Origin of the sequence: Kiloniella sp., from assembly GCF_048270245.1 — a bacterium.
Taxonomy (GTDB): domain Bacteria; phylum Pseudomonadota; class Alphaproteobacteria; order Kiloniellales; family Kiloniellaceae; genus Kiloniella.
The window spans coordinates 310,227-335,425 of the sequence record NZ_JBLWTH010000001.1 but is presented as its reverse complement, the minus strand read 5'-3'; the positions used below and the strand labels follow the sequence as shown (position 1 = coordinate 335,425).

General features: G+C 46.1%; 28 protein-coding genes and 1 tRNA gene. 23 read left to right on the top strand and 6 right to left on the bottom strand.

All coding sequences use genetic code 11. The features are described 5' to 3' along the window. Window positions 1-78: 78 nt before the first annotated feature. Window positions 79-1,071, bottom strand: coding sequence for an MBL fold metallo-hydrolase (locus tag ACN0W5_RS01560; protein ID WP_417452506.1), 993 nt, complete (start codon window positions 1,069-1,071; stop codon window positions 79-81). A 124-nt stretch (window positions 1,072-1,195) separates the two neighbouring features. On the opposite strand from ACN0W5_RS01560, the gene ACN0W5_RS01555 reads away from it, so the two are divergent. After that, entirely contained in the window at window positions 1,196-2,161 is a 966-nt protein-coding gene (locus ACN0W5_RS01555) for a LysR substrate-binding domain-containing protein (protein ID WP_417452505.1), read from the top strand. Between the two features lie 285 nt (window positions 2,162-2,446). Next, window positions 2,447-2,968 carry a hypothetical protein gene (locus tag ACN0W5_RS01550; protein WP_417452504.1) on the top strand — a complete coding sequence of 174 codons (522 nt, stop codon included), beginning with the start codon at window positions 2,447-2,449 and terminating at the stop codon, window positions 2,966-2,968. Between the two features lie 197 nt (window positions 2,969-3,165). Here ACN0W5_RS01550 and ACN0W5_RS01545 read toward each other — a convergent pair whose 3' ends face one another. Next, a complete protein-coding gene (locus ACN0W5_RS01545) occupies window positions 3,166-3,582 on the bottom strand; it encodes a hypothetical protein (RefSeq protein ID WP_417452503.1) in 417 nt (138 codons plus the stop codon). A gap of 44 nt (window positions 3,583-3,626) precedes the next feature. Here ACN0W5_RS01545 and ACN0W5_RS01540 point away from each other — a divergent pair, with 44 nt between their 5' ends. Continuing rightward, complete coding sequence (locus ACN0W5_RS01540) at window positions 3,627-4,868, top strand: protein rep (RefSeq protein WP_417452502.1); 1,242 nt, start codon at window positions 3,627-3,629, stop codon at window positions 4,866-4,868. Between the two features lie 52 nt (window positions 4,869-4,920). Beyond that, window positions 4,921-5,733, top strand: a complete 813-nt coding sequence (locus ACN0W5_RS01535) for a helix-turn-helix domain-containing protein (protein ID WP_417452501.1) — start codon at window positions 4,921-4,923, stop codon at window positions 5,731-5,733. Window positions 5,734-5,797: 64 nt separating this feature from the next. Here ACN0W5_RS01535 and ACN0W5_RS01530 read toward each other — a convergent pair whose 3' ends face one another. Further along, window positions 5,798-6,688 (bottom strand): hypothetical protein, encoded by an 891-nt coding sequence (locus tag ACN0W5_RS01530; protein ID WP_417452500.1) that lies wholly within the window; start codon window positions 6,686-6,688, stop codon window positions 5,798-5,800. Between the two features lie 184 nt (window positions 6,689-6,872). On the opposite strand from ACN0W5_RS01530, the gene ACN0W5_RS01525 reads away from it, so the two are divergent. The 3 genes from ACN0W5_RS01525 to ACN0W5_RS01515 all read left to right on the top strand — a co-directional run bounded on the left by ACN0W5_RS01525 (window position 6,873) and on the right by ACN0W5_RS01515 (window position 8,672). Then, window positions 6,873-7,385 carry a helix-turn-helix domain-containing protein gene (locus ACN0W5_RS01525; protein ID WP_417452499.1) on the top strand — a complete coding sequence of 171 codons (513 nt, stop codon included), beginning with the start codon at window positions 6,873-6,875 and terminating at the stop codon, window positions 7,383-7,385. A gap of 58 nt (window positions 7,386-7,443) precedes the next feature. Then, window positions 7,444-7,782, top strand: coding sequence for a helix-turn-helix domain-containing protein (locus tag ACN0W5_RS01520; RefSeq protein WP_417452498.1), 339 nt, complete (start codon window positions 7,444-7,446; stop codon window positions 7,780-7,782). A gap of 68 nt (window positions 7,783-7,850) precedes the next feature. Continuing rightward, complete coding sequence (locus ACN0W5_RS01515) at window positions 7,851-8,672, top strand: site-specific integrase (RefSeq protein WP_417452497.1); 822 nt, start codon at window positions 7,851-7,853, stop codon at window positions 8,670-8,672. A gap of 64 nt (window positions 8,673-8,736) precedes the next feature. On the opposite strand, the gene ACN0W5_RS01510 is transcribed toward ACN0W5_RS01515, so the two are convergent. Further along, window positions 8,737-8,812 (bottom strand) — tRNA-Ala (locus ACN0W5_RS01510). 117 nt (window positions 8,813-8,929) lie between these two features. Continuing rightward, window positions 8,930-9,259 (bottom strand): FYDLN acid domain-containing protein, encoded by a 330-nt coding sequence (locus tag ACN0W5_RS01505; protein WP_417452496.1) that lies wholly within the window; start codon window positions 9,257-9,259, stop codon window positions 8,930-8,932. 345 nt (window positions 9,260-9,604) lie between these two features. Here ACN0W5_RS01505 and aroA point away from each other — a divergent pair, with 345 nt between their 5' ends. The 16 genes from aroA to ACN0W5_RS01425 all read left to right on the top strand — a co-directional run bounded on the left by aroA (window position 9,605) and on the right by ACN0W5_RS01425 (window position 24,623). Beyond that, window positions 9,605-10,930: a 3-phosphoshikimate 1-carboxyvinyltransferase gene (gene aroA / locus ACN0W5_RS01500; protein WP_417452495.1), complete on the top strand. Its 1,326-nt coding sequence runs from the start codon at window positions 9,605-9,607 to the stop codon at window positions 10,928-10,930. A gap of 77 nt (window positions 10,931-11,007) precedes the next feature. Continuing rightward, on the top strand, window positions 11,008-11,649 hold the full coding sequence (gene cmk / locus ACN0W5_RS01495; protein WP_417452494.1) for a (d)CMP kinase: 642 nt from the start codon (window positions 11,008-11,010) through the stop codon (window positions 11,647-11,649). A 133-nt stretch (window positions 11,650-11,782) separates the two neighbouring features. Further along, window positions 11,783-13,474 carry a 30S ribosomal protein S1 gene (gene rpsA / locus ACN0W5_RS01490; RefSeq protein WP_299377008.1) on the top strand — a complete coding sequence of 564 codons (1,692 nt, stop codon included), beginning with the start codon at window positions 11,783-11,785 and terminating at the stop codon, window positions 13,472-13,474. Window positions 13,475-13,735: 261 nt separating this feature from the next. Then, window positions 13,736-14,026 (top strand): integration host factor subunit beta, encoded by a 291-nt coding sequence (gene ihfB, locus ACN0W5_RS01485; RefSeq protein ID WP_299377011.1) that lies wholly within the window; start codon window positions 13,736-13,738, stop codon window positions 14,024-14,026. 28 nt (window positions 14,027-14,054) lie between these two features. Then, window positions 14,055-14,378 (top strand): lipopolysaccharide assembly protein LapA domain-containing protein, encoded by a 324-nt coding sequence (locus ACN0W5_RS01480; protein ID WP_417452493.1) that lies wholly within the window; start codon window positions 14,055-14,057, stop codon window positions 14,376-14,378. A gap of 164 nt (window positions 14,379-14,542) precedes the next feature. Then, the gene (locus ACN0W5_RS01475; RefSeq protein ID WP_417452492.1) at window positions 14,543-15,490 is read left to right on the top strand and encodes an ornithine cyclodeaminase family protein; all 948 of its coding nucleotides are present in this window, start codon (window positions 14,543-14,545) and stop codon (window positions 15,488-15,490) included. Between the two features lie 122 nt (window positions 15,491-15,612). Continuing rightward, the gene (pyrF, locus tag ACN0W5_RS01470; protein WP_417452491.1) at window positions 15,613-16,320 is read left to right on the top strand and encodes an orotidine-5'-phosphate decarboxylase; all 708 of its coding nucleotides are present in this window, start codon (window positions 15,613-15,615) and stop codon (window positions 16,318-16,320) included. A gap of 35 nt (window positions 16,321-16,355) precedes the next feature. After that, window positions 16,356-17,204, top strand: coding sequence for a hypothetical protein (locus ACN0W5_RS01465; RefSeq protein WP_417452490.1), 849 nt, complete (start codon window positions 16,356-16,358; stop codon window positions 17,202-17,204). 153 nt (window positions 17,205-17,357) lie between these two features. Then, window positions 17,358-18,275 (top strand): hypothetical protein, encoded by a 918-nt coding sequence (locus ACN0W5_RS01460; protein WP_417452489.1) that lies wholly within the window; start codon window positions 17,358-17,360, stop codon window positions 18,273-18,275. A gap of 54 nt (window positions 18,276-18,329) precedes the next feature. Beyond that, window positions 18,330-18,995, top strand: a complete 666-nt coding sequence (locus ACN0W5_RS01455; protein ID WP_417452488.1) for a phosphoribosylanthranilate isomerase — start codon at window positions 18,330-18,332, stop codon at window positions 18,993-18,995. Between the two features lie 11 nt (window positions 18,996-19,006). Next, window positions 19,007-19,891, top strand: coding sequence for a phosphatase PAP2 family protein (locus tag ACN0W5_RS01450; RefSeq protein ID WP_417452487.1), 885 nt, complete (start codon window positions 19,007-19,009; stop codon window positions 19,889-19,891). Window positions 19,892-19,978: 87 nt separating this feature from the next. After that, entirely contained in the window at window positions 19,979-21,190 is a 1,212-nt protein-coding gene (gene trpB, locus ACN0W5_RS01445) for a tryptophan synthase subunit beta (protein ID WP_417452486.1), read from the top strand. A 12-nt stretch (window positions 21,191-21,202) separates the two neighbouring features. Beyond that, entirely contained in the window at window positions 21,203-22,033 is an 831-nt protein-coding gene (gene trpA / locus ACN0W5_RS01440) for a tryptophan synthase subunit alpha (protein ID WP_417452485.1), read from the top strand. Between the two features lie 24 nt (window positions 22,034-22,057). Then, window positions 22,058-22,984: an acetyl-CoA carboxylase, carboxyltransferase subunit beta gene (gene accD, locus ACN0W5_RS01435; RefSeq protein ID WP_417452484.1), complete on the top strand. Its 927-nt coding sequence runs from the start codon at window positions 22,058-22,060 to the stop codon at window positions 22,982-22,984. Between the two features lie 62 nt (window positions 22,985-23,046). Further along, window positions 23,047-24,330, top strand: coding sequence for a bifunctional folylpolyglutamate synthase/dihydrofolate synthase (locus tag ACN0W5_RS01430; protein ID WP_417452483.1), 1,284 nt, complete (start codon window positions 23,047-23,049; stop codon window positions 24,328-24,330). 98 nt (window positions 24,331-24,428) lie between these two features. After that, window positions 24,429-24,623: a 2-hydroxymuconate tautomerase gene (locus tag ACN0W5_RS01425; RefSeq protein ID WP_417452482.1), complete on the top strand. Its 195-nt coding sequence runs from the start codon at window positions 24,429-24,431 to the stop codon at window positions 24,621-24,623. A gap of 153 nt (window positions 24,624-24,776) precedes the next feature. On the opposite strand, the gene trxA is transcribed toward ACN0W5_RS01425, so the two are convergent. Then, a complete protein-coding gene (gene trxA, locus ACN0W5_RS01420) occupies window positions 24,777-25,100 on the bottom strand; it encodes a thioredoxin TrxA (RefSeq protein WP_299376103.1) in 324 nt (107 codons plus the stop codon). Between the last annotated feature and the right edge of the window lie 99 nt (window positions 25,101-25,199).

Sequence of the window (25,199 nt, the reverse complement as noted above, 5' to 3'; positions counted from 1 at the left end):
TTCAAATCAACTAGGCGCTATGGGCTGCATGCTTCCAAACACACAGCCCAATCATTTAAATCATCCCTGACACGGAAATTACAGTTGGTACTGCCAGCTTGATTGATAGTACCTGTAAGCGCCTTTGTCCTCAGCAACATGCCCAAGCCCAGGAAATTCAAGGTGGCTTCCCAGAACAGCTACCCTGTCTGCACTCACCCAATCAAGCATTCTGCGGCGGGTTTTCTCAGCTTGCTGCATATCTATATCAAACGCGATACTCCATTCAGGATGTTGAAATTGCAGGGCGGTAAAATGAACGACATCTCCCCAAATTAATACTTCCTGACCTTCGGAACGTAGGACAAAACCTGTATGCCCTGGCGTATGACCAGGCAACGCTACAGCCTCAATACCCGGTAGAATTTCACCGTCCTTATCAATAAGCGTCAAACGCTTCGAATAAGGCGCAGACATTGCCTTGGCATTTGCAGAGTTTGTTTTCAGAAAATCAGACGCTTCTGAAATATAAGCATCGTCATGCCAGAAGTCCCAATCGTTCTTGTGTACAATCAATTCGGCATTAGGGAAGTGCGCTTTTCCTTCTTTTGATGTAATGCCAGAGATATGATCCACGTGCATATGAGTTAAAAGAATCGCATCCACAGATTCAGGCGTGATTCCTGCTGTTTTGAGATTGCCCGTAAACTGTCCGAGCGTAGGCCCCATATTGTCCGCAGTACCTGAATCAATCAGGATAATCTTCTCCCCTGTATTCACCACAAAAGAATTAATCGGAACCCGAATTTTATCAACCGGAGGGGTCCGAAACTGATCTTTATAAAGCTGTTCTGCCACCTGTGGATCATAACTGGGGATCAGATCCGAACCAGCGTCAATATAGCCGTCCAACAAAGCAGTTACTTCAAAATTACCAACGGAAAACCGATAGGCACCCGTCGTTTGCACACCCGCTTTCGGGGCCGCGGCAAAGCCCGGCATTGAAACAGAAAGCGATGCCATCGAAGCAACAAGCCCAGCACCACCGGTTAAAAGTGAGCCTCTTAGTAAATCGCGTCTTGAGAGTGTCATGTAAAAATTTCCCGATATCACAGTTATCCAAATCAATACCGCTTAATATCAGTATATTTTTCTGGATCGGGAGAGGTTTTATGCCTATACCCTATATAAGCACTGCTTATACTAAGGATTTTCTATGGATCGCCTACAACTTTTCCAAACATTTATGATCTCCATAGACAAAGGCTCTCTCTCTGGCGCGGCAAAGGTACTCAACATTAGCCAGCCCGCAGTTAGCCAACAGATTACTCTACTGGAAAGTATTCTTCAGAAAGAGCTACTGTTCAGAACATCACGGGGCGTAAAACCTACCGAAGCAGGATTAGTCGTTTACAGCAATGCAGATAACATCCTCAGCCAAGTAAACAAGCTGCATGAAGAACTAAAAAATCTGGATGAAAGCCTAACCGGGTCGCTTCGAATTACAGCACCTCTGGCCGTTGGGCAAAGCCTTGTCGCCCCGATCGTTTTTGAGCTTCAAAGCCAGTATCCCGAACTCAATATATCCTTAAAACTCAGTGATCAACTTGCGGATTTAGTGAAGGATCGAATTGATCTGGCGGTCCGTGTAGGATCGCTCGGAAAATCCGATGCTCTGGCCCGCAAGATCGGAGACTTACAACTAATGCTCGTCGCAACACCTGACTTTCTGGATCGCTACGGACGCCCTCAAACTCCGCAAGATCTCGTCGAAATACCCATGATCCAATACCGAGATGAAAAAAAAGTAACCAAGAAAATTGTCAGAAAAGACAAACAAGAATATCTCGCAGAAGTACAATCAAACTATACCTTTGATAATCCCGATGTCATCGTGAACGCCTTAAATCGGGGAATCGGCTATACAAAGCTTCCTTACCTGCTGATAAAAGAGCAACTGGCAGAAGGTAAGTTAGAGCGGGTATTACCAGCCTACACTGTTCCTTCCAAGCCTATTTATCTGCTCTACCCTTCGCGGCAATCGTTGACCAGACGCGCCGAAGTATTTATCGACCGAATGCTCTCAACCATTATCAATCTGGACGGCATCACTCCTGCCAGAGGCGGAAAATGGCGCATGGACAGCGACCAACCAACCGAGAAGCTATTGGATATTGTTTAGGAAGAATAAGACAGTTTTATAAAAAGTTTGTCTTAAAAAAACAAAACCCACCGCTTTAGGCGATGGGTTTTGATGGTGGAGCCAAGGAGGATCGAACTCCTGACCTCTTCGCTGCCAGAGACGGGGAACTCAAGCAAAACCAAGCAAAAACTAAAAATCCTCTAGAACGCCCTCTCTATATTTTTCAACAACTTATAACTACTGCCCTAGGGGTTTTACAAACCTGTTTGCGAAACTCCCTTTTGTCACTCTCTGCATTTCCAATCAATGCAGGAGGGCTTTCTCATGTCTGATCGCCTAATACCAAGCAGTGTCATTTCAGACCTCAAGATTGAGCCAAGTGGCAACAAATGCAGGATCATTATTGAGCTTTCGTGGGAAGATTTAGAGACCTTGATGGCTCATGCTCTTCCAAACATTGATCCAGCAAAAAAAGTCAAAGAACACAATGATCGCTTAAGGGCAGAAGCAGATAAAAGACATCAGGCTCAGAACGAGCGAAACCTGCTACTTGGAAAAGCAATTCATGATTTTTTTAATGAGTTACGAGGTGAAGGCTTAGACGCAAAAGCTTCATGGCTGGAAACTGCTGAACACTTTGAAATTTCAGAGTTCAACGCAAGAACCTTTGAGAAACTTTACAAGGTCAAAGCACATAGAGAGCGTGATGCCAAAATATGTATAGCGTTCGAAAAAGGGAAGAAAGTCGCCAAGCTCTGTGAAGAGTTCAATCTCTCCAGACCAAGTATCAACAAAATACTTAAACAAGGTGGACTAAAACCGACCAAATCGAGAGGTGCAAAGTAATGCAGCACTTCTCTACAATCATTACCGAGATTTTGGCCGGGCTCTGCTGGGAAGCAACCCGAGCCTTTAGAGGGGACGAGGGCGGTAGGAAACTCCGCCCTCTCCACCCAGCTCTAGGGGATGTAATCCCCTCTAAAAAAGAAAATCCATCGCTTACTCGTCCGACAGGACGAGGACAAAAACCTCTGTCTATCAACTCACTCGCTTCTTGCGAGTTGCAACGGCACTTTGAAACTGACGCGGCTTACTGTGCTGTTAGCTTCCTCTACCTTAACGTCCGCACCTATTTTAACAAATTCCAATACTTTAATAGACACTCCACCCGCGACTCCCTCTTGCGAACTTGCCGTAATAGCAACATCAAACTGCATCGGCATAACTATGTGCGGAACAAAGCGCGTTTTTTGACCACGCTTGATAATCATGACCCCATCTTCATCACGATCAAATGCTCTTCCAGTAAAGTATTCTCCTACGCCAGTTTCTGTTGGCTCTCCAATTATGGGGAATGGTGTAATACCTCGCTCTCGATTACGCCCCTCTTGGTCAAACTCCAAAAGAGCTTCAGTAACATCACTAAGAGCAGCTTTGACAAAATCTTTAAGCGTAGTCATCGGCAAAACTTTCTAAAGCATAATACAATCACTGGAGGCAGCCTATGACGGTCTCCCTTGATATACACGCAAATAATGCTTCACCACCTGTCGCAAACCAAAACTCCCAAGCCGGAAAACTCTCCGAACCGGGAAATCAAAAATACCGTCGCCATGCTCTGAGACGGTCATCAAGCGCGCTTATGCGCCAAGAGCGGGTATCTTGCTGCGGTCAAAAGACCATTGGGGGTTTCGCTTCACTTCACCATCATCAGGGACAATCTCACTTTGGCAGTGTCGAAACCTGTGGCTCTGTATGGATGTGTCCTGTTTGCGCTGCAAAGATCACTCAGGGCCGCTTAACTGAACTTGATGAACTTCTGGACGCTCACAGACGTATTTCAGGCCGCGCCTATATGGCGACACTGACAATACCGCATCACCGCTTTCAATCCTGTGCAGAGTTAAAACAAGCCGTCGCCAATGCATGGCGCAAGGTCAAAACCGGAAAAGGCTGGCAGACCACAAGAGATTGTAACGGTTGGATCGGTGATATTCGCGCTCTGGAAATCACTCACGGCAACAATGGCTGGCACCCACACTTACACATTCTGATTTTCTTTGATCAGAAGGCCACTGATGGGCAAATGCTGGAATTTGGCGAATGGCTATTTGAAACATGGGCCAAGTCAGTTGAGCGTAACGGCTTTGGTCAATGTAGCCGAAATGCTTTTCGCTATGACCGGGTAAACGACAGCAAAGGTGCCGCCGAGTATGTTGGTAAATGGGGTGTTGCTATGGAAATGACCAAAGCACACGTCAAACGAAGCAAGAATGGTCGTACACCTTGGCAAATCCTTACCGATTATAACGAGACAGGTGACGAACGTGACGCCGCTCTTTTCCAAGAATATGCCATTGCCTTCAAAGGTGCTCGTCAACTCACGTGGAGCCGGGCTTTCAAGCGTAAAAACCTGAGCAAAGAACCAAGTATTCGCAAACGCTATCTCGAGGGTGAAGAACTCAGCGATCAGGCATTGTCTGAGGAACTAACAATGCCTGAAACTCAGACCGCTTTCATCACACGCGACCTATTCAAAACGATTTCAGGCAAGGCCATGACGGCTGATGTCTTGAGTGCTCAGGAACGTGGCGGACTGAATGAAGTCCTCACGCTTTTGAGTGACAGGGGAGTGCTTTGGAAAGTCACCGAAGTACCGGGATTATTGGAAGGAACCTTTGTCCCCATGCTCTCCCCGAGAACTGCCGGGGAATGTCCCCCGGAACCCTTCCCCAAGCCTACGTAACGTAAACGTAGGCAAAGGGAATAATTCAAACACAACTTTAGGAAACAAAAACATGGTAAAACAAATGAACGATCTACCGGAAATCAACACAGAAGAAACTCTGGCCCATAAGCTACGTGCTGCCAGAGATTACACCAACCTTTCACGGGCAAAAGTTCAAGCGGAAACGGGCATTTCTGCCAAGTCACTTGAGAAATATGAGGACGGAACATCAGAACCACCTTTGAGCCGTTTAAAAACGCTCTGTGAGCTTTATGGCCTGTCTTTGCATGAACTTCTTGGGAAAGAGAAAACCGCAGAAAATCAGGTCCTAAGGAATATCCCCGGTTCAATTGAAGAGATTACTGAGGAATCACCTAAGGAAGTTACCGAGGGCATGAATTCATTTGTTAGAGACGCATTACAAGAACTAGATAGATACAGAATTTCATCGTTTGAGGGGCACACTCGTAAAGCAACTGCTTTATCTGCTCATCTTACGCAAATAATAAAATATCTTGAGGTAAATGAGCTTTTACAACTCGCAATAGACCGAGGGTTATTTATAGACGATTGTCCAGATGAAGAAGCTTTATTTGGTATGATGGAAACCAATTTTGAAAGTGGTCAGTCAAGTTGTAGCGACATTGAAGAACGAGTTGTTGATACTGCTATTCTTGGTATCGATCTACATTCTGTTGAGAGAGATGCCCTAGTAAGACTTGCTGATGATCTTAGCGAGGATTTCGATATCGATTCTGAAGTGATCTTTGGCTGGGGTAAACATAAAGACTTTGTACCCAAAATTCGCGCACCGCTCCGCCAACTGGCTCTCACAGGTAATCAGGTTGATTTAATTAACAAAGAACTGTTTCCTCTTCATTAAAAAATCACAAAAATGAACGGCGTACACTCTGCTACACTGCGCCGTTCATAAATCTCGGGTAAAACTATAATGAAGCCAAAACAGGTAAAAATGATGCGACTACAGGCCCTAACACTCCTACGTGATCTGAGAAAATAGACATAAAAGTAAGATACTTCTCTTTAAAACCTTCTGTGCCATGCGTATCCCTCATATCCTCCACACAATTAATAGTTTTTCTCCTCAACTCCTCATCTGATATTGTCTTTAGAGCTTCAATTAGTTCGAGAAATACTGCTGGGATCTCTTTCTCCATATCAGCTTTTTGAGAAAAATCACGGCTATCGCTCGCAATGTTTTGAACATCGCCCTGTATATTATTTATAAATATTTTGGTCACTGTCTCTTGTGGAACAGGCTCACTATTAATTGCAGCTTCTCCTGCCTCAGGCTCTTCTGATTCAATTTCGAGAACAAACGTTAATATTCTATTTCTGATGGTATCAAGTGCAGATACAAAGGCCGTTACTGGGATAACTTTCCATGCCTGCAAACAATTCATACCTTCATACATTTCTTGACCGACATGAGCTACTAAATCTGGGTTCCATGGTTGAGATAGAGTTCCATTACCATCTGATTTAGCTACGAGAGATTCCATTGTAGCTGTTGGTTCAAGCATATAATACGTCGATAACCCTTCACGAAAGTTCTTAGGAACACACAACAAAGGTATATCAGCATTACGTAATCCTGTTTGAAATGGCCCGGAAAAATGTCCCTTAGAAGTTACGGTAATAATTCTATATTCAGGTAATTCATCAACTTCTTTATACCCGTTTAATTCACTGCTTACCCAGTGCTTAAACTCATCATTACCGAGCCTCGCAGCCAGAACTGTGCATTTACGAAGCAAGACTGACAGCTCTACCTCAGAACTAACCGCAGCATCTTGGATTTCCCTCAATAAGGACATATAATTTCCCTTTGGTTAAAGGCGTTTTTCAAATGCCCATTTAGAAATTTTTAAACTTACACCTTACCCATATGCAGTCTTTGATTGTAATTTACCACCTAATTCCCCTATCGATATCAAATTGAGTTGACTGCATGTCAAAATAATGTACTTATTTGTACATAATTTTGACAGGACTTGTTTAGTGAGTGAAAAAGTAGACAACAAAATGAGCTATGCAGAAGTTGCTTTGCGTAGAGTAATGCCGGGGAAAGGGCAGGTGTTTTCTACAAATTCACTTGGTGAACTTATAAGGGTGGCACGTGACAAGAAGGGAGTTTCACGGGTTAAGCTTGCAAAATTCATAGGCGCTAGCCTGAACTCAATGGTTAAATACGAGAAAGCTGGAGAAGAAGGCGGTCAGTATCCTCCTCTACCTAAGTTAGCAAAAATTTGTGAGTTACTTAATATTGACCCAAGAAATGCATTCAATCAATTGATCTGGTCCAACGATGTCGAGGTTCAGGTGGAATTCGACTTTGTAAGCCATTTTGAAGATGAAAAACAAGAATACACAAACGAAGAAACTAGTAATCAATTGAAAGCATTAGAAGGTTATCTAATCGATATTACCGATAGGATGTATGCTTTTGAAGAAAAACTCGACCAATCAATAGAACCAAAAAATGGCCCGGAAAAAAATTCCGAGCCATCTTAAGTATATCCAACCGCTCAAACTGTTGACGCAGTTTCGAACAAACCAAGAAGGAATATTCATGAGCAATTTCGCAAATAATAACGTTCCCAACATATTAAAGCAAGAAGATGATCCTTTGTTGACACTTCATCAAGTCGCAGATCGTCTCAATGTTTGTTATGAAACAGCACGGAAACTAGTTAAACGTGGCGTCATGTCATCACATCGTCGCCCAGGATGCTCAATACGTGTTTCTCAAACTGCTTTAAATGAATATCTGGAGCGTTACACATGGCCCGCCCAAGAAAACAACCACGTCTCGTCACACTTAAAAACCGGAAATATTGGTACATCCGTGATGGGCGAGAAACAAAGTGTACGTTCACTACAAACGCGCTGGAGGCAGAACAATGCCTAGTCGATTACAAAGCAGCGAAAAATGCCCCAGACAAAAAACCCTCAATCGCAGAGCTTCTATCCAAGCGAATGAAAGATGTTCAGCTCAGAAAACTGAGACGAGCATCATCAATAACTTATTTTCACCCACCACTTATAGAACACTTTGGAAATCTCAGGCCGGACCAACTCACAAGCGTCTTTCTTCATGCCTACATGGAAAAACGAGCCAACGTTCAGGGAATGTTACGCGAAGAGCTAATCGAGCTACGAGCAACGCTGAACCACGCCGTAAAGAACAAGTGGATCGAATCCGCACCTATAATCACTCTGCCTCCCAGAAGTGCACCGAGAGAACGGTTCATCACCAAGGAAGAAGCTTACGAACTGTTGGAAACAGCCAGCACAATGCATTTGAAAACATACATTTTGATTGCAATGGCCTCAGCAGCACGCAAAAGCGCAATCCTTGGACTGACATGGGATCGTGTAAACTTGGATCACAACTGGATCGACTTTCGCGATCCCCAATTGATGACCAGCAAGAAGCGGCGAACAGTCGTTCCTATCGATCAAGAATATTCAGAGGCACTAAGGGAAGTGAAGCAGTACGCTCAAACGCCTTATGTGGTCGAATATATGGGCAAACCGATTGCAGACATCAAAAAATCATTCAAGAAAGCCTGTGTCAAAACGGGTCTTCACGACGTCTCGCCGCACATACTGAAACATTCAGTGATTTCATGGCTGGCAATGGATGGGCATTCAGTGGATCAAATCTCAGATATGACCGCGACAACTCAAGAAACAATCATGAGAGTGTACCGGAAATATTCGCCGGATTATCTGGCTCCATTAGCCAAAAGTCTGGTGCCAAAACAGGGTTTCGCAAACCTGTTTGTAAAACCCTAGAAATTCACGTTGAAAATTCTGTGCCCAAAATGGCAAAACCCCTAGGTTTCCCTAGGGGTTTTGATGGTGGAGCCAAGGAGGATCGAACTCCTGACCTCTTCGCTGCCAGCGAAGCGCTCTCCCAGCTGAGCTATGGCCCCAATTTATCCGCCGCAAAACAGCTGATGCGGCGGAAAATATGACGTCTTTTCCTCCTTGGCAAGAAAAATATTTCCTTACCAAAAGAAAAGCACGCTTCCTGTCAGAATCTAACCGACTCAGTCGTCGCTGATACCGCCAGCGCCGGCGCTTACACCCTGAAGATCTTCATCATCATCCGGGTCTAGATCATCACCGTCATCTATGTGAAGCAATTCCTCCTCATCCGGGAAGTCCACAACGTTATCAGATGTATCCAAATCAACATCCTGCGCTTCATTTGCTTCTTCAACCTCTGCCTTAGCGCTTTGCTTTGGCTGGTTTGATTTAGCACTCAAATCCAATTCAGACCCGCATTTGGGACACACGATTGGTGATTTCAAAAAATCGTAAAATTTCGCCTTACAGCTTAGACAGGTACGTTTGCTACCCCATTCCGGCTTACTCACAGCCAGATCCTCCAACTAAAATTTTGTAACAACCACACTATGGTTTCGAAAAAACTGCAAATGCCATGATCACCACAGACTGTCAATAAAGGGTGAATGACAATTTAAATATTGAGAAAAAAATTCACCACCTCATCCTTCAATATGTCACAGCATTAACTTTGTGCACATCAAACTCTGGTAAAAACCTGCTTTCCCCTATAAAAGAGACCGAAATAATCCTTTTGGATCTGATAACGCGAAAAAGAGTTGTGACGACATCGTCGATACGAATTTTCAACACACAACAGATTCGCCGAATGCCAGACAATGGCGAATCTGAAAAGCGAAACACGGAATACATTAATGACCAGCGATAATTCTTTGTCTTCAACCCCAAGCTCTTCACTCAAAGGTACAGTTAAAGTTCCCGGCGACAAATCTATCTCGCATAGATCCCTAATGTTTGGGGCCCTCGCAATCGGAAAAACCAACGTCTTTGGTATGTTGGAAGGCGAAGATGTGCTGGCGACTGCCAAAGCCATGCGCGCTCTCGGCGCTCATGTGGAACGTGATGATCAAGGCGTCTGGCATATTGAAGGACGCGGCATTGGTGGCCTTTGTGAACCTGAAGATGTCCTGGACATGGGAAATTCAGGAACCTCGGCACGGTTGTTAATGGGTATTCTTGGCAGTCATCCGATCACAACCTTTATGACCGGGGACGCCTCACTCAGAAAACGCCCGATGGGGCGCGTTGCCAATCCATTGGCAGAAATGGGCACACAGGTTCGCTGCCGCTCAGGCCAACGCCTCCCCCTGATGGTACAGGGCGCAGAAACCCCGATGCCGATCCGGTATAAGCTCCCGATGGCATCAGCCCAGGTAAAATCATGTATCTTGTTGGCCGGACTAAATACTCCCGGCGAAACAACCGTCATCGAAACAGAACATACCCGGGACCATACGGAACTTATGCTCCGTCACTTTGGCGCGGAAGTTCGCGTGACCCAAACGGACGAAGGCAGAGAAACGACTATTGTAGGGCAACCAGAACTTAAAGCAGCCGATGTACACGTCCCTTCGGACCCGTCTTCAGCAGCCTTTCCAACCGTTGCTGCCCTGATCAACAAAGGGTCTGAGCTTCGCCTTCCCGGTATCGGCATGAACCCGCATCGCAATGGAATTTACATCACCTTGAAAGAAATGGGTGCCGACATTACGCTGGAAAACGAACGTACTGAAGCAGGTGAACCTGTTGCAGATCTCGTTGTCCGCGCAAGTAAACTCAAAGGTATCACCGTACCCGCAGAACGTGCGCCCTCTATGATTGATGAATATCCCATACTGGCAATTGCTGCTTCTTTTGCCGAAGGCAAAACCGTTATGGAAGGCTTAGGAGAACTTCGGGTCAAAGAAAGTGACCGCCTTTCAGCAGTTGCCAATGGCCTCAAGGCTTGCGGCGTCACCTGTGAAGAAGGGGATGATTATCTTATTGTTGAAGGATCACCCGCTAGCGTAAAGGGTGGCGGCACGATCACAACGCATTTTGATCACCGCATTGCCATGAGCTTTCTGGTTATGGGAATGGCTGCGAGCGAACCCGTAAAGGTTCTGGACGCAGATGCAATTGACACCAGCTTCCCTGATTTCGCCAAGTTGATGAACGGCTTAGGCGCTCAAATCGGTTAGTTTTATTACCCAGACCAGCCGTACAAAAGATATAACTATCACCAGTTACTATTAAGCTGGATTAAAAGGAAAAGACTTTGCCTGTTATCGCTATTGATGGTCCTGTTGCCTCTGGCAAGGGAACTTTGGCGCGTCGTCTCGCCACCGCAATGAATTTTGCTTATCTGGACACCGGTTCTCTCTACAGAGCGGTTGCATCCCTCATTCTTGAACGGGGAAGTGACCCTAACGACTCCGTCGTTGCTGCAAAGGTTGCGGATGGCTTTACCGCGGACGATATCAATCGGCATGATCTTCGTGATGAAAAAGTTGGCCAAGCTGCTTCAATCGTTGCTGCCAATCAGGAAGTGCGGAAATCTCTGTTGGAATTTCAACGTAGTTTTGCAAAAACACCGCCAAACAACTACTTAGGCGCTGTTCTGGACGGGCGGGATATTGGAACCGTCGTTTGCCCGGACGCTGAAATCAAACTCTTTATCTCTGCAACACCGGAAGTCCGCGCCAAACGAAGACATAAAGAGTTGCTTGAACGCGGCGATGAGTCTATATACGCCCGCGTACTGGAAGATTTGCGTGAACGTGATGAACGGGATCGTAACCGTGACACGGCTCCCTTACGGGCAGCAGAAGATGCGGTCACTTTGGATACCAGCGATATGGATGCCAATAAGGCTTTTGAAGCAGCAAAGTCACTCGTTAACGAGCGCCTTTCACTTTAGAGCAAAGGTATCTTTATCGGGTACCTCGTGTTTCTCTCAGTATAATTTTACTAGCCCGGGATGGTCCTGGGTAGACCGCCGGAAAAACCGGCCGGCCTGTATAGTGCGAACCTTTTGAAAGGAATATTAACCCATGGCTGAAGCAGCTGTTGAAAGCTTTGCCGACCTACTAGACGAATCCCTCGGTCAATCCGATCGTCTGGAAGGTAATGTACTTAAAGGCATGATCGTTGCCATCGAAGGCGACGTTGCCCTTGTTGATGTAGGCCTCAAATCTGAGGGCCGAGTTGCACTTAAAGAATTTGCTGACGCTGGTCAGGCTCCCGAAGTTAAAGTTGGGGATGAGGTAGAAGTTTACCTCGAGCGCATGGAAAGCAAAAACGGGGACGTTATGATCTCCCGTGATAAAGCCAAGCGTGAAGAAGCCTGGACACAGCTTGAAAAATCCTTTGGCGACAACGAGCGCGTTAACGGCGTTATCTTTGGTCGTGTTAAAGGTGGCTTCACTGTTGATCTTTCCGGCGCCGTGGCATTCTTGCCAGGCAGCCAGGTTGACATCCGCCCAGTTCGTGACGTTTCCCCATTGATGGGCAATGCACAGCCATTCCAGATCCTGAAAATGGATCGCGCACGTGGCAACATTGTTGTTTCCCGTCGTGCTGTTCTGGAAGAAACGCGTGCTGAGCAACGTTCAGAGCTGATCCAGAACCTTAATGAAGGTCAGGTTCTTCAGGGTGTTGTTAAAAACATCACTGATTACGGTGCCTTCGTTGATCTTGGTGGCGTTGACGGTCTGTTGCACGTTACTGACATTTCATGGAAACGTATCAACCACCCAAGTGAAAAACTGACTATCGGCCAACAGGTTGATGTTCAGGTTATCCGTTTCAACGCTGAAACTCAGCGTATCAGCCTTGGCATGAAACAGCTTGAGACTGATCCTTGGGATGGCGTTGCAGCTAAATACCCAATGGGTGCGAAACTTGAAGGTCGCGTGACCAACATCACTGACTACGGTGCCTTTGTTGAGCTAGAAGCTGGTATCGAAGGTCTTGTTCACGTTTCTGAAATGTCTTGGACTAAGAAAAACATCCACCCTGGCAAAATCGTTTCTACGAGCCAGGAAGTTGCTGTTATGGTTCTTGATGTTGACGAATCAAAACGTCGTATCAGCCTTGGCCTGAAACAATGTTCTTCCAACCCATGGGAGTCATTCCAGGCGAACCACCCTGCTGAATCCGAACTTGAAGGCGAAATCAAAAACATCACCGAATTCGGTCTGTTTGTTGGTCTTCCAGGCGAAATTGACGGCATGGTTCACCTTTCAGATCTGAACTGGGAACTTTCCGGTGACGAAGCTGTAAAAGAATACAACAAAGGTGACATGGTTAAGGTTAAAGTTCTCGACGTTGACGTTGACAAAGAACGTATCAGCCTTGGCATCAAACAGCTCAGCTCTGATCCTTTCGCAGGTTCAGTAGAAGGTCTGAAAAAAGGTGTTGTTGTTACCTGTACTATTACAGCCGTTACAGATGGCGCTCTTGAAGTTCAAATCGCTGATGGTGCTACTGGCACAATCCGCAAAACTGAACTTTCTCGTGAGCGTAGTGAACAGCGCACAGATCGCTTCGCAGTTGGCGAAAAAATCGACGCACGTATCACAAACATCGATTCCAAATCACGCAAAATTGCTCTGTCCATCAAACAGCACGAAGCTGCTGAAGAGAAACAAGCAATGGCTGATTACGGTTCAACAGACTCTGGCGCTAGCCTCGGCGATATTCTCGGTGAAGCTCTCTCCAAAGCTGCGGAAGACAAAAAATAAGCTGAAATTTTCAGTTCAAAAAAAGGCCCGGTGTTCATTCACCGGGCCTTTTTTGCATTAAAATCACTTTTATATAGGGGAAATGCTTTATTCTTAATGACTTAGACTTGACGGATTTTTCAGGCTCTGGCACCCTTTACCAGAACAGGACTAAAATTACGGCAATAAAAGCTTAGAGTCAGAATTAGACGCCGGATAATCCGAGGTGTAAGAGACGGGTATTCGATCTACTTCGGTAACAGCTACAGGGAGACGTAAGGCATGACCAAGTCAGAGCTCATTCAGCATATCGCAGAGCAAAACCCACACCTCTATCACCGGGACGTAGAAAGAATTGTCACAACTATCTTTGACGAAATCTCTACCGCACTCGCAGACGGCAATCGGGTCGAACTCCGCGGTTTCGGAGCTTTTTCCGTCAAACATCGTGATGCCCGTGTTGGCCGCAATCCACGTACAGGCGAATCCGTCGAAGTAGATTCCAAGCACATTCCCTTTTTCAAAACGGGTAAACAACTACGCGAACGCCTAAACAATGGTGTCGATAGTTAACAAATACCCCAAACATGGTTCGAAATAAGTGAAACGATTTAGTTGGGTACTCACAGCCCCTATAACACTGGCTATCCTCCTCTTGGCAGTTAACAATCGTCAGGATGTCACATTGGAAATATGGCCTTTTGGGCTCCAGTTTGATTACCCGCTTTATCTCATCATTCTGATCTCCGTTGGTCTCGGCATTCTAGCAGGTGCCGTTATCGCATGGCTATCCAGCGCCGCGACCCGAAGACGTGCGAAAGCAGCTGAATGGAAAGTGCTGGACTTGCAACGTGATCTCTCCTTTGAGCGCGCAGAACTTAAAAAGTTACAAGAAAAAGAACAGTCTAATTCACTTGTTCCCTGAACTATCCTCGGGACATGAACTAACCTTTTTTTGACGTTCATGATCAAAAAGAAGCCTAACGCGCCCATTTTTTCTGAATGAAGACGATGGATGTTGACGTTGGCTCTCTTCACATTCACATTGTATAAAATATTCAAACTATCGATTTAATTAAAGGTCACGCCGTGCAAAACATCACAGCTGAACAGGTTGCACAAAGCCTGGATTACCCTTCCCTTGTTGAAGCGCTAAGAGAAGCCTTTCAAAAAGACATATCCGTTCCAATGCGACACCATCACGATATGGAACAACCCAATGGCCAAAGAGAGTCCACTCTGTTGTTGATGCCTGCATGGGAATCCGGAAAGTCAGTTGGTGTAAAACTTGTCACTGTAAGCCCAGAAAACGGTAAAAAGGATTTACCGGCTATTCAAGGTATTTACATCCTGTTTGATGGCGATACCGGAACCCCTAAGGCCCTTATAGAAGCCAAAACCCTAACGGCACGTCGCACGGCCGCAGCTTCTGCATTGGCAACGTCCTATCTAGCCCGACCAGACAGTACAAAACTCACCATGGTTGGGACTGGCGTACTTGCACCAAATCTTATTCAGGCACATGCGGCTGTACGGCCCATAAAAGATGTCACAATCTGGGGACGTGATCTGAAAAAGGCCGAAGACCTCGCAAAAGAAATCAACAGCCTAGGATTCACGGCTCAAGCTGAAGAGAACTTGGAAAAAGCAGTATCTTCTGCTGACATCATTTCAAGCGCAACCCTAAGTAAAACACCCCTGATTTCAGGCAGCTGGCTAAAACCAGGCCAACATATTGACTTGGTCGGGGCCTATCGTCCGGATATGCGTGAAGCAGATGATGAGGCCATCAAACGAAGTAGCATATTTGTCGATACCTACGCAGGTGCGACAAAAGAAGGCGGCGACATTGTGATCCCCCTACAAAGCGGTATTCTGAGCAGAGAAGATATCAAAGCAGATCTCTTTGACCTTACCCAAGGCAAACATAAAGGTCGGAGCTCTGTAGAAGAAATCACCTACTTCAAATCTGTTGGTCACGCACTGGAAGATCTAGCCGCTGCACAACTTGTTGATAAGCGCATTAACGGCCTTTGAATATGGTATCAGCCACGATCTATCAGTATTAATTACTCATTACGATAAATACAGGGGTGACCAACGGGATCACCTCTGTTAGGAATGGGTTCCGATTAACAACCTTTACTGGAGATCGGAATATGACCCCGAAAGAACGTATCTTTGTTGCCATTGACACACCTGATATCAATAAAGCAACAGAGCTGGCAAAAGCACTCTCTGGTGAAGTCGGCGGTATCAAAATCGGCAAAGAGCTATTCACCGCTCAAGGACCAAATGCCATCAGAGGTGCCGTTGGTGGCGAACCTCTTTTTGTCGATCTGAAGTTTCACGACATTCCCAATACAGTTGCCGGTGCGATCCGGTCTTCCCTGCACATGCGTCCCTTTATGGTGAATGTTCACGCCTCAGGCGGCAAAGCGATGATGCAAGCCGCAGCCGAAGCCGCACGCGAAACATCCGAAGATCTTGGTATTCCACGCCCGATCGTATTGGCGGTTACGGTTCTCACAAGCATGGACGATAGCGATCTTTCAGACGTCGGCCAACAAGGCCCGGCAGCGGAACAGGTCGTACGCCTTGCTCTGTTTGCAAAAGAAAGTGGTCTTGACGGCGTCGTCTGCTCTTCACAGGAGATTAAACTGCTTCGCAAGGCCTGTGGCCCTAAATTTAAGCTTGTCGTTCCTGGGATACGTCCTACATGGGCAAGTGCAGGCGATCAAAAACGGATCATGACACCGCGCGACGCGATTGAGGCAGGGGCTGATTATCTGGTCATTGGTCGCCCGATCACTGGCGCAGAAGATCCCGTTGCCGCTGCACGCAGAATTGTTGAAGAGTTAAATTAAATCAGAAGGCCGGAAACAAAGCCGGGAAAGACAGCATGGTATCCCAGATTCCTCCAGAACAAGCCGTTCATGACATTCCGGTTAAGACCGTTAGCGGCCTAGCCATCAAAACGGTTATGGGGAATTTACCCGCACTAACACAAATGGCTTTGTTTCCGTTCTTGCTATCAGCGCTTATTTCAGCCCTATCTATTCCATCTTTGGGGAATGCCCTATCAAGCTGGATACTAAGTATCCTCGCTTATGTTCCACACACACTATTTGCTGTTGCCTGGCATCGTCGCACACTAATGAACTTACAAGCGCCTGAATCCACTTCAATCACAAGCTGGAACAGAGTTCATTGGCAATTTCTTCTGAAAATAATAATCCTGCTCGCCATCTTTTATGGCATGAGTATGATTGGCAGCTTGCCCGTATTGACCATTGGTGCTGCAATTCCATCCCTTGTCCCGTTATTATTTTTGGGACTAATGATCGCTATGATTTATGTGGTCGCAAGATTATCATTCATTCTACCCGCCACTGCTGTCGGCGAAAAATACACCCTTAACGACAGCTGGAAGCACACAAACAATCAAGGTTGGCGCATTGTTGCAGCATTCCTGATACTGACGATCCCCTTTGGCATACTCATGCTTTTAATTGCTATGTTCGCCTTCGGAAGCTTCTTTACTGGTATGCCAACAACCCCGGAGGAAGCCGCTAATTTTAATATTTTGAGTTTTGTTCAAAATAACGGGCCTGCCTTTTTCTTTTTACAACTCATCATTCTTTTTGTGACTTATCTACCAACCGCCGCTGTGATCTCAATGCTTTCTATCGTCTTCAAAGGCTGTACAGGCTGGGTGCCTGAACAACCCGAAGAAACGATAGATGGCTAAGGGAGCCACAAGCAAAATAAATTGGCATTTTACTTCGAAAGTATTTACCTCAAATAAATACACTTTGCCATTGCCACACTCCTTATACGTTGAATATTATCCCCCTTCTTCTACTAGACATCTAGCTAAAGAGTAATTTAAGGGGGATATAAAGTGACAACTCAGACAGAAGTAGATCAAACAGATAACTCTATCGCCATTGGAGAGGGAATCAGCACGGCCTTTTCATTACTGTTTTCAAATCTGGCTACAGCATTCAAACTAGCGATTATGCCAGTGATTTCAATTCTGATAATCGCTGTCATGCTTTTTTTCTTTGTAGTTCAATCAATATTAGATATTCAGGCTAACCCGTCACCGGATTTACCTGTAATGTATTCAATAGCAACAATTGGAATCGCAGTTCTCGTAACATTAATTCCCATACAATATTTTACCGCATGGATCCGTTTTCTAAATACAGGAAATGCATCTATTTCTGAAACATTCGTGTTTAACCTTAAAAAAAGGCATTTTGTTATTTTTGGCAAAAGCTTTCTACTCTACATTGTAATGAATATTGCAATCGCTATTGCCGTAGGTTTAATTACATTCGCGTTTTCTGCATCAGAAATGCTATCAGTCATAGCATTAATTATAGCAATTTTTCTAATTTTCGTCGTTGCCCTAAGACTATCCTATGTCTTTCCAGCGGCTGCACTGGACCAACCCTATAGCTTTTTTAAAAGCTGGACAGATACCAAAGGACAATGGCTTTCACTACTTGTGTCGTTTATTATCCTATCGATTCTTTTTGTGATAATGCAGATTGCTCTGATTTTTGTAATCGGGGTATTTTTCACTATTTTTGGTGGAGCTTCATCCCTTCTTATCGGAGGAGCTTCTGACCTTTCACAATCATTAGCAGGCCTAATGTCGATATCCACTCTACTTCTTGTTATCCCAGCTTATTTTATCATATTGATCATAAGTATGATCTCATACATTCCATTTATTAACCTGCATTACTATTGCTTCAAAAAAAATGCAGGATGGATCGACGATAACAAACTTGTTGATCGTTTCTCCTAAAGCTTTTGCTTTCCTGCCCGGATGTTATAAATATTTGGGCAGGAACAAAACTGAATGAGACAGGCAAGTACCTTGGCAACTGAAGTTAAAATTTGCGGTATAAACAGTAACGAAGCTCTGAACGCAGCACAGGAAGCTGGTGCGGAATACCTTGGCTTTGTCTTTTTCCCCAAAAGCCCCCGTCACGTTTCTGTCGAACAGGCTGCAGCCCTTGCAAAACAGGCAAAGTCCGGAATTAAGAAGGTGGGGTTACTTGTCAATGCCAGTGATGATGAAATTCGCCAAATCACAGAACAGGTTCCTTTGGATATCCTTCAATTGCACGGTGGCGAAACACCGGAACGTGTTGCCGAGATCAAGCGCAACTTTGGTCTGGAAATCATGAAGGTCATCAAGGTTTCAGAGCAAAAAGATTTTGAAACAGTCTCTGTTTTTGAGGAAGTTTCTGATCGCCTGTTGTTTGATGCCAAACCACCAAAAGACCTTAAAGATGCACTCCCCGGCGGAAATGCAATTTCTTTTGACTGGCGTTTGCTGGCAGGAAAAAGCTGGAAACGACCATGGATGCTGGCTGGTGGGCTGAACTGTGAGAATATACAGGATGCCGTTCGGATTTCCGGCGCACCCGCTGTTGATGTCTCTTCCGGTGTTGAAGACAAGCCCGGTCTGAAATCAATTGAGAAAATTCACACCTTTACATCCAAAGCCCACAATACGTGATACCCGAAGACATGATGCCTGATTCTGTTCTTGTATTTCTGACTCACTTTGGTGAGATACAGTTTCTTATTGCTGCGACAGTCTGCATCTATTGGATTATCTGCCCTAGATTAGGGACGCGCTTGTGGTTTGCCCTCTGCCTATCAAGTTCCGTCCAACAGACCCTTAAAATGGCCTTTGCACAACCACGTCCCTATTGGTTGAATCCCGACCTTTTGGCGATCGAAAAAAGTACCTCATACGGCATGCCCTCTGGGCACGCACAAACGCCACCACTCTTTTACGGTATCCTCGCTAAATCTTCGCGGCGACGTTGGGCTTATTTCCTGGCGGCTGTTATCGTGATACTCACCGGTTGGACAAGGATCACCGGTAATGTTCACAGCACGGAACAGGTGCTTACAGGCTGGACCATTGGTGTTTTCCTCCTCATTTCTATATTTTTGTTGGAAAAACCTGTCTCTCGATGGTGGCAAAAAAGCACCTTGATCATCCGCGTATCGGGTTCTTTCGCTTTTTGCGCCGTTTTAATGGGCGTCGGTCTTTGGTCAGCATCCAATGCCGGACAGCAAATTGTTCCTGCAATTTGGGTTGAAAACGCAGGACATCCTCTGCGCCCTGTCAAAGCAGATAATATCATCATAGTTCCCGGTCTTTTGTTTGGCTGGCTTCTGGGCCTTGCACTTTTAGATGGAAAATACCCGCCAAAACCCACCAATAGAATAAAGCTTGCTCTTCGACCTTTGCTTGGCTTGCCGCCCTTGGCGCTTTTAATCGACATTGCACCGGGGAAAGAAATAGAGCTTATTTTAATCCTTACCTTCGTCGTTGGTACCCTTGCCGGATTATGGTCCAGTTATGGAGCACCTTTTCTTTTCAAGATATTAAAGATCTAAGTATCGGATCCCTTGCAGGATGGTGGCTTTTCAGGCAAAGTCCGCCCAAGATAGATCATAGAGATCCGATAAGGTTGCAGAGTAGATATGACAACACCTAATTCTTATATGAACGGCCCTGACGAGCGTGGACATTTTGGTATTTTTGGCGGTCGCTATGTCGCTGAAACATTGATGCCTCTTATTCTCGAAGTCGAAAAAGCCTACGATGCAGCCAAGGCTGATCCTTCGTTTCAAAAAGATTATGACTATTACGCCAAACATTATGTTGGGCGCCCAAGTCCGCTTTATTTTGCAGAACGCCTGACCCGCGAACTCGGTGGCGCAAAAATTTACTTTAAGCGTGATGAGCTGAACCACACGGGTTCGCACAAAGCAAACAACGTACTCGGACAGATTCTTCTGGCCAGACGTATGGGTAAAAAACGTATTATCGCAGAAACCGGCGCCGGACAGCATGGTGTTGCAACGGCAACGTTCTGTGCCCTTTTTAATCTGCCCTGCGTTGTTTATATGGGCGCGACTGATATCGCACGACAGGCACCAAACGTCTTTCGCATGAAATTGTTAGGGGCCGAGGTTATCGGCGTTGAAAGCGGCACGGGCACTCTGAAGGATGCCATGAACGATGCGCTGCGCGATTGGGTAACCAATGTCGAAGAAACATTCTATATCATCGGCACCGCCGCTGGCCCACACCCCTATCCGGTCATGGTTCGTGATTTCCAATCCATTATTGGCCGCGAAGCAAAAGAACAGATGCTAGAAGCCGAAGGCCGTTTACCCGACCAACTCGTCGCCTGTATTGGTGGTGGCTCGAACGCAATTGGACTGTTCCATCCTTTCCTGGATGACAAAGATGTCGCGATTACAGGTGTTGAAGCAGCTGGTTTCGGTGTAAAAACCGATAAACACGCCGCGTCACTTACAGGCGGTAAGCCCGGTGTTCTTCATGGAAACCGGACGTTCCTGTTGCAGGATGATGATGGGCAGATACAAGATGCCCACTCTATCTCTGCTGGCTTAGATTATCCGGGCATTGGGCCAGAGCATTCATGGCTGCATGACATCGGTCGTGTAAATTACGCATCCGCCTCAGATACCGAAGCATTGGAAGCCTTCCAGATGCTGTCAAAGGTCGAGGGAATCATCCCCGCACTTGAACCAGCACACGCATTAGCGCATGTGACCAAGATTGCACCGGACATGGACAAAGATAAAATCATCCTTATGAACCTATGTGGTCGCGGCGATAAAGATATCTTTACGGTTGCCGAAGCACTCGGCGTAGAGATTTAGGGGGAAGATATCATGAGCCAAACAAGACTTGAAAAGCGTTTCGCTGACCTGAAAGAAGAAGGCAGAGGTGGCCTTGTTACTTTTGTAACCGCAGGTGATCCCGATTTTGAAACCAGCCTAGAGCTTGTCAAAGGATTGCCCGAAGCTGGTGCAGACGTCATTGAACTCGGCATGCCATTTTCCGACCCGATGGCTGATGGCCCTGCCATTCAGGCCTCTAGCTTACGTGCATTGCGCAATGGCATGACACTGAGTAAAACACTCGATCTCGTGCGCGCCTTTAGACAAGATAACCAAGATACGCCAATTATCCTGATGGGGTATTACAACCCGATCTACATCTATGGTGTAGATAAATTCTTGGCCGATGCAAAAGAAGCAGGTGTTGACGGCTTCATCATTGTTGATCTGCCGCCGGAACATGATGATGAATTCTGTATTCCTACATTAGAACAGGGTTTACACTTCATCCGACTGACAACCCCAACAACAGTTGGTGCCAGATTACCGAAAGTACTTAACAATACGAGCGGTTTTGTATATTACGTATCCATCCTTGGCATTACAGGAACTGCCGCCGCGTCTGACAGTGCGATCCATGACGCAGTAGCGCGCCTGAAATCCGAAACAGATTTACCTGTTGCCGTTGGCTTTGGTATTCGGACCCCCGAACAAGCCGCTAAGGTGGCAACAGTTGCGGATGCCGCGGTGGTCGGATCTGCAATTATAGATAAATTAAGAGAAAACTTGGATGATGATAACCAGGCGAAACCTGGCCTCAGCCAAGCAGTATTGGAATACGTACGTACACTGGCAGATGGTGTACGTGGATCCCGTACTTAAATTGAAACAAGTAAGGCAGAAAGCATGAACTGGATTTCCAACTACGTCCGCCCAAAGATCCGTGCGCTGGTACAAAAAGATACACCAGATGATCTATGGGTAAAATCACCTGCCACAGGCCAGATGATTTTCAAAAAGGAATTGGAAAAGAACCTTTGGGTCTGTCCCTATAGCGGACATCACATGCGGATCTCTGCGAGAAAACGCCTTGAGACTCTTTTTGATGACGGTGATTACACCCTCGTTGAGTTACCCAAGACCCTTACTGATCCGCTAAAATTCAAAGATCTGAAAAGATACACGGACCGCATCAAAGATGCGAATGCCAAGAATGAAGACAAAGAAGCCATTCTTGTCGCCCGCGGGACGATGGGCGGTATGCAAACGGTTGTCGCCGTCTTTAACTTTTCGTACATGGGCGGCTCTATGGGAACAGCCGTTGGTGAAGGCCTACTGACAGCCGCGAAACTTGCTGTTCTTCAGGAAGCACCTTTGCTGGTGATCCCCGCATCTGGTGGTGCACGTATGCAAGAGGGCATTCTATCCCTAATGCAGATGCCGCGTTCAATCATTGCTGTTGATATGGTTAAGGATGCCGGACTTCCTTATGTGGTTCTATTGACCGATCCAACGACTGGTGGTGTTTCTGCTTCCTTCGCTATGCTTGGGGATATTGCCATTGCGGAACCTCAGGCAAATATCGGTTTTGCCGGAAAACGTGTGATCGAAGAAACCATCCGAGAAAAATTACCAGAAGGTTTCCAGACTGCCGAGTATCTTTTGGAACATGGCATGGTCGATATGGTGGTTCATCGCCACGATCTACGCGAGACACTTATTCGGATCTTCAACCTTTTGACTCAAAAAGGTCCTTCGGCAGAAATTTTGCCGCTCAAAGGCACTGAAGAGCCAAAAGAAGAAACCAAAGAACAGAACAACCCGGCTGAATAAGCCGGGTCCGTCCCTTTGGTAAGAAACACCAAGCCACAAATCTATCAGGTAGAGATATGACCATGCGTCGGAGTGATATCGTCTTAGAACGCCTTAGCCTCTTGCATCCCAAAATTATTGATCTATCACTCTCTCGTGTGGAGCGATTGTTGGGTTTACTTGATCATCCAGAGGAAAAATTACCACCTGTTATTCATGTCGCCGGCACCAATGGCAAAGGATCTTTCCTTGCCTATCTCAGGGCAATTCTGGAAGCACACAACAAGGATGTTCATCTCTACACCTCTCCCCATCTGGTAAAGTTCCACGAACGCATCAGGCTGGCAGGGGAATTGATTTTCGAAGATGAACTGGTCGCGCTGCTTGAGGAGTGTGAAAAGGTAAACGGTCCCGATTCCATAACTTTTTTTGAAGTCACAACCGTTGCGGCATTCCTTGCTTACAGTCGTCACAAAGCAGATGCTCTCTTGCTTGAAACAGGGCTGGGTGGTCGCCTCGATGCCACCAACATGATCGCGCAACCCGCTCTCACAGCCATTACCCCCATTTCCGTAGATCACACGCAGTTCCTCGGGGAAACCATCGAAGAGATCGCCGCTGAAAAAGCAGGAATCCTCAAAGCTGGCGTCCCCTGTGTGGTTGGCAAGCAGCCAAAATCTGCCCTCGCAGTTATAAAGGCACGTGCCGAAGAAGTTGGTGCCGAACTTTATATCGAAGGTGAAGATTGGGTTGTCATCCCGGATGCAAAAGGTTTCGTCTTTAAAGGACGTCATGGGGAAGCACACTATCCAAACCCCAACCTTTTGGGAGAACATCAGATCGAAAACGCCGCTTTGGCTGTTGCTGCCACAGATATTCTGACAAGCTCATTTGATCTCAAAAAAGATAAAATCCAACAAGGTCTGACCCAAGCCTATTGGCCCGGCCGTATGCAGAAGTTGACGACTGGTTTGTTACCCGATCTTCTTCCTAATGGCTGTGAACTGTGGCTTGATGGCGGTCACAACGAATCTGCCGGACTTGCTTTGGCTAAAATTCTCAAGACATGGCAAGACAAACCAGTTCATATAATTTACGGCATGCTCAACACAAAAGCTGCCACAGATTATCTGCGCCCCCTAGCTCCACTTGGGTCCAGCCTACGCGCAATTGAAATCCCTTTTGAAGCAGCATCTCTTAGTGCTGAAGATGCTGCCGCCCATGCTGTTGAAGCTGGTTTTGATGCCAAGCCCTGCGCCTCTGCGCAACAGGCCGTTGAAGAGATTCTTGCCCAAGAAGAACCCGGCCGCATTCTTATCTGTGGCTCTCTCTATCTAGCGGGACATATCCTCGCGGAAAGCCATTAGTCAGGAGCCGAGTTAACGCGACTCTTTGCCCAAGACTAAGCCTAGCTTTTTTGGTTAAAATCCTCTATTCTGATTCTACCTAGAAAGAGGACGAAACCATGCCAATCATACGTGTGGAAATGTTCCAAGGTCGTTCGCTTGAGCAAAAACGTGCTCTGGTCAAAACGCTGACCGAAGAAACGGCCAGAATCACAGGCTGCAATACCGAAGCGGTGTATGTCGTTATCGACGATATTCACAAAGAAAACTGGGGTGCCGGAGGCATTCTCTGCACCGATAAAGTGCACCATTAATTTTCACCCGGCTTGCGCCTTACTGGAACGAGATAATCAAGATAACACACCAACTTGGGTGCCTGTTTGTATTTCAGTAATTCCCCACAAAAAAAGCCCCGCAAAATGCAGGGCTTTTATCTTGAGACAAAACATCAAATACGCGATTTCGTCTTATGCAAGAGAAGATGTAATCCACTCTTTTAGTTGACCTTTGGCAATCGCGCCCACTTTTTGCGCAACGATTTCACCATCTTTGAAAAGAAGTAATGTTGGAATACCGCGAACACCATATTGCTGTGGAGTCATTGAATTTTCGTCAATATTTAGCTTGGCAATAGTAAGAGAGCCGCCCATTTCTGCAGCGATTTCATCCAGCGCAGGCGCGATCATTTTACAAGGACCACACCATTCAGCCCAGAAATCCACGAGAACAGGGACATCCGCTTTGAGAACGTCGGCTTCAAAAGAATCATCGCTGATTGCGATCGTTGACATAGTATACCTCTTGCCATTTGTTTGTGTGCGATGAAAATAACGTAATACGTCTTTCCCATCACATCGTCAGCATGAATGTAGGGATGCAGGTCCCCCTGC

What these genes read in the sequence shown, in the direction of transcription:
- ACN0W5_RS01545 (WP_417452503.1), bottom strand. Translation starts at nt 3,582, where the DNA reads ATGACTACGCTTAAAGATTTTGTCAAAGCTGCTCTTAGTGATGTTACT.
- ACN0W5_RS01450 (WP_417452487.1), top strand. Translation starts at nt 19,007, where the DNA reads ATGATGCCTGATTCTGTTCTTGTATTTCTGACTCACTTTGGTGAGATA.
- ACN0W5_RS01430 (WP_417452483.1), top strand. Translation starts at nt 23,047, where the DNA reads ATGCGTCGGAGTGATATCGTCTTAGAACGCCTTAGCCTCTTGCATCCC.
- accD (WP_417452484.1), top strand. Translation starts at nt 22,058, where the DNA reads ATGAACTGGATTTCCAACTACGTCCGCCCAAAGATCCGTGCGCTGGTA.
- trxA (WP_299376103.1), bottom strand. Translation starts at nt 25,100, where the DNA reads ATGTCAACGATCGCAATCAGCGATGATTCTTTTGAAGCCGACGTTCTC.
- rpsA (WP_299377008.1), top strand. Translation starts at nt 11,783, where the DNA reads ATGGCTGAAGCAGCTGTTGAAAGCTTTGCCGACCTACTAGACGAATCC.
- trpB (WP_417452486.1), top strand. Translation starts at nt 19,979, where the DNA reads ATGACAACACCTAATTCTTATATGAACGGCCCTGACGAGCGTGGACAT.
- ACN0W5_RS01530 (WP_417452500.1), bottom strand. Translation starts at nt 6,688, where the DNA reads ATGTCCTTATTGAGGGAAATCCAAGATGCTGCGGTTAGTTCTGAGGTA.
- trpA (WP_417452485.1), top strand. Translation starts at nt 21,203, where the DNA reads ATGAGCCAAACAAGACTTGAAAAGCGTTTCGCTGACCTGAAAGAAGAA.
- ACN0W5_RS01555 (WP_417452505.1), top strand. Translation starts at nt 1,196, where the DNA reads ATGGATCGCCTACAACTTTTCCAAACATTTATGATCTCCATAGACAAA.
- aroA (WP_417452495.1), top strand. Translation starts at nt 9,605, where the DNA reads ATGACCAGCGATAATTCTTTGTCTTCAACCCCAAGCTCTTCACTCAAA.
- ACN0W5_RS01520 (WP_417452498.1), top strand. Translation starts at nt 7,444, where the DNA reads ATGAGCAATTTCGCAAATAATAACGTTCCCAACATATTAAAGCAAGAA.
- ihfB (WP_299377011.1), top strand. Translation starts at nt 13,736, where the DNA reads ATGACCAAGTCAGAGCTCATTCAGCATATCGCAGAGCAAAACCCACAC.
- ACN0W5_RS01540 (WP_417452502.1), top strand. Translation starts at nt 3,627, where the DNA reads ATGACGGTCTCCCTTGATATACACGCAAATAATGCTTCACCACCTGTC.
- pyrF (WP_417452491.1), top strand. Translation starts at nt 15,613, where the DNA reads ATGACCCCGAAAGAACGTATCTTTGTTGCCATTGACACACCTGATATC.
- ACN0W5_RS01515 (WP_417452497.1), top strand. Translation starts at nt 7,851, where the DNA reads ATGAAAGATGTTCAGCTCAGAAAACTGAGACGAGCATCATCAATAACT.
- ACN0W5_RS01455 (WP_417452488.1), top strand. Translation starts at nt 18,330, where the DNA reads ATGAGACAGGCAAGTACCTTGGCAACTGAAGTTAAAATTTGCGGTATA.
- ACN0W5_RS01550 (WP_417452504.1), top strand. Translation starts at nt 2,447, where the DNA reads ATGTCTGATCGCCTAATACCAAGCAGTGTCATTTCAGACCTCAAGATT.
- ACN0W5_RS01535 (WP_417452501.1), top strand. Translation starts at nt 4,921, where the DNA reads ATGGTAAAACAAATGAACGATCTACCGGAAATCAACACAGAAGAAACT.
- ACN0W5_RS01465 (WP_417452490.1), top strand. Translation starts at nt 16,356, where the DNA reads ATGGTATCCCAGATTCCTCCAGAACAAGCCGTTCATGACATTCCGGTT.
- ACN0W5_RS01560 (WP_417452506.1), bottom strand. Translation starts at nt 1,071, where the DNA reads ATGACACTCTCAAGACGCGATTTACTAAGAGGCTCACTTTTAACCGGT.
- ACN0W5_RS01425 (WP_417452482.1), top strand. Translation starts at nt 24,429, where the DNA reads ATGCCAATCATACGTGTGGAAATGTTCCAAGGTCGTTCGCTTGAGCAA.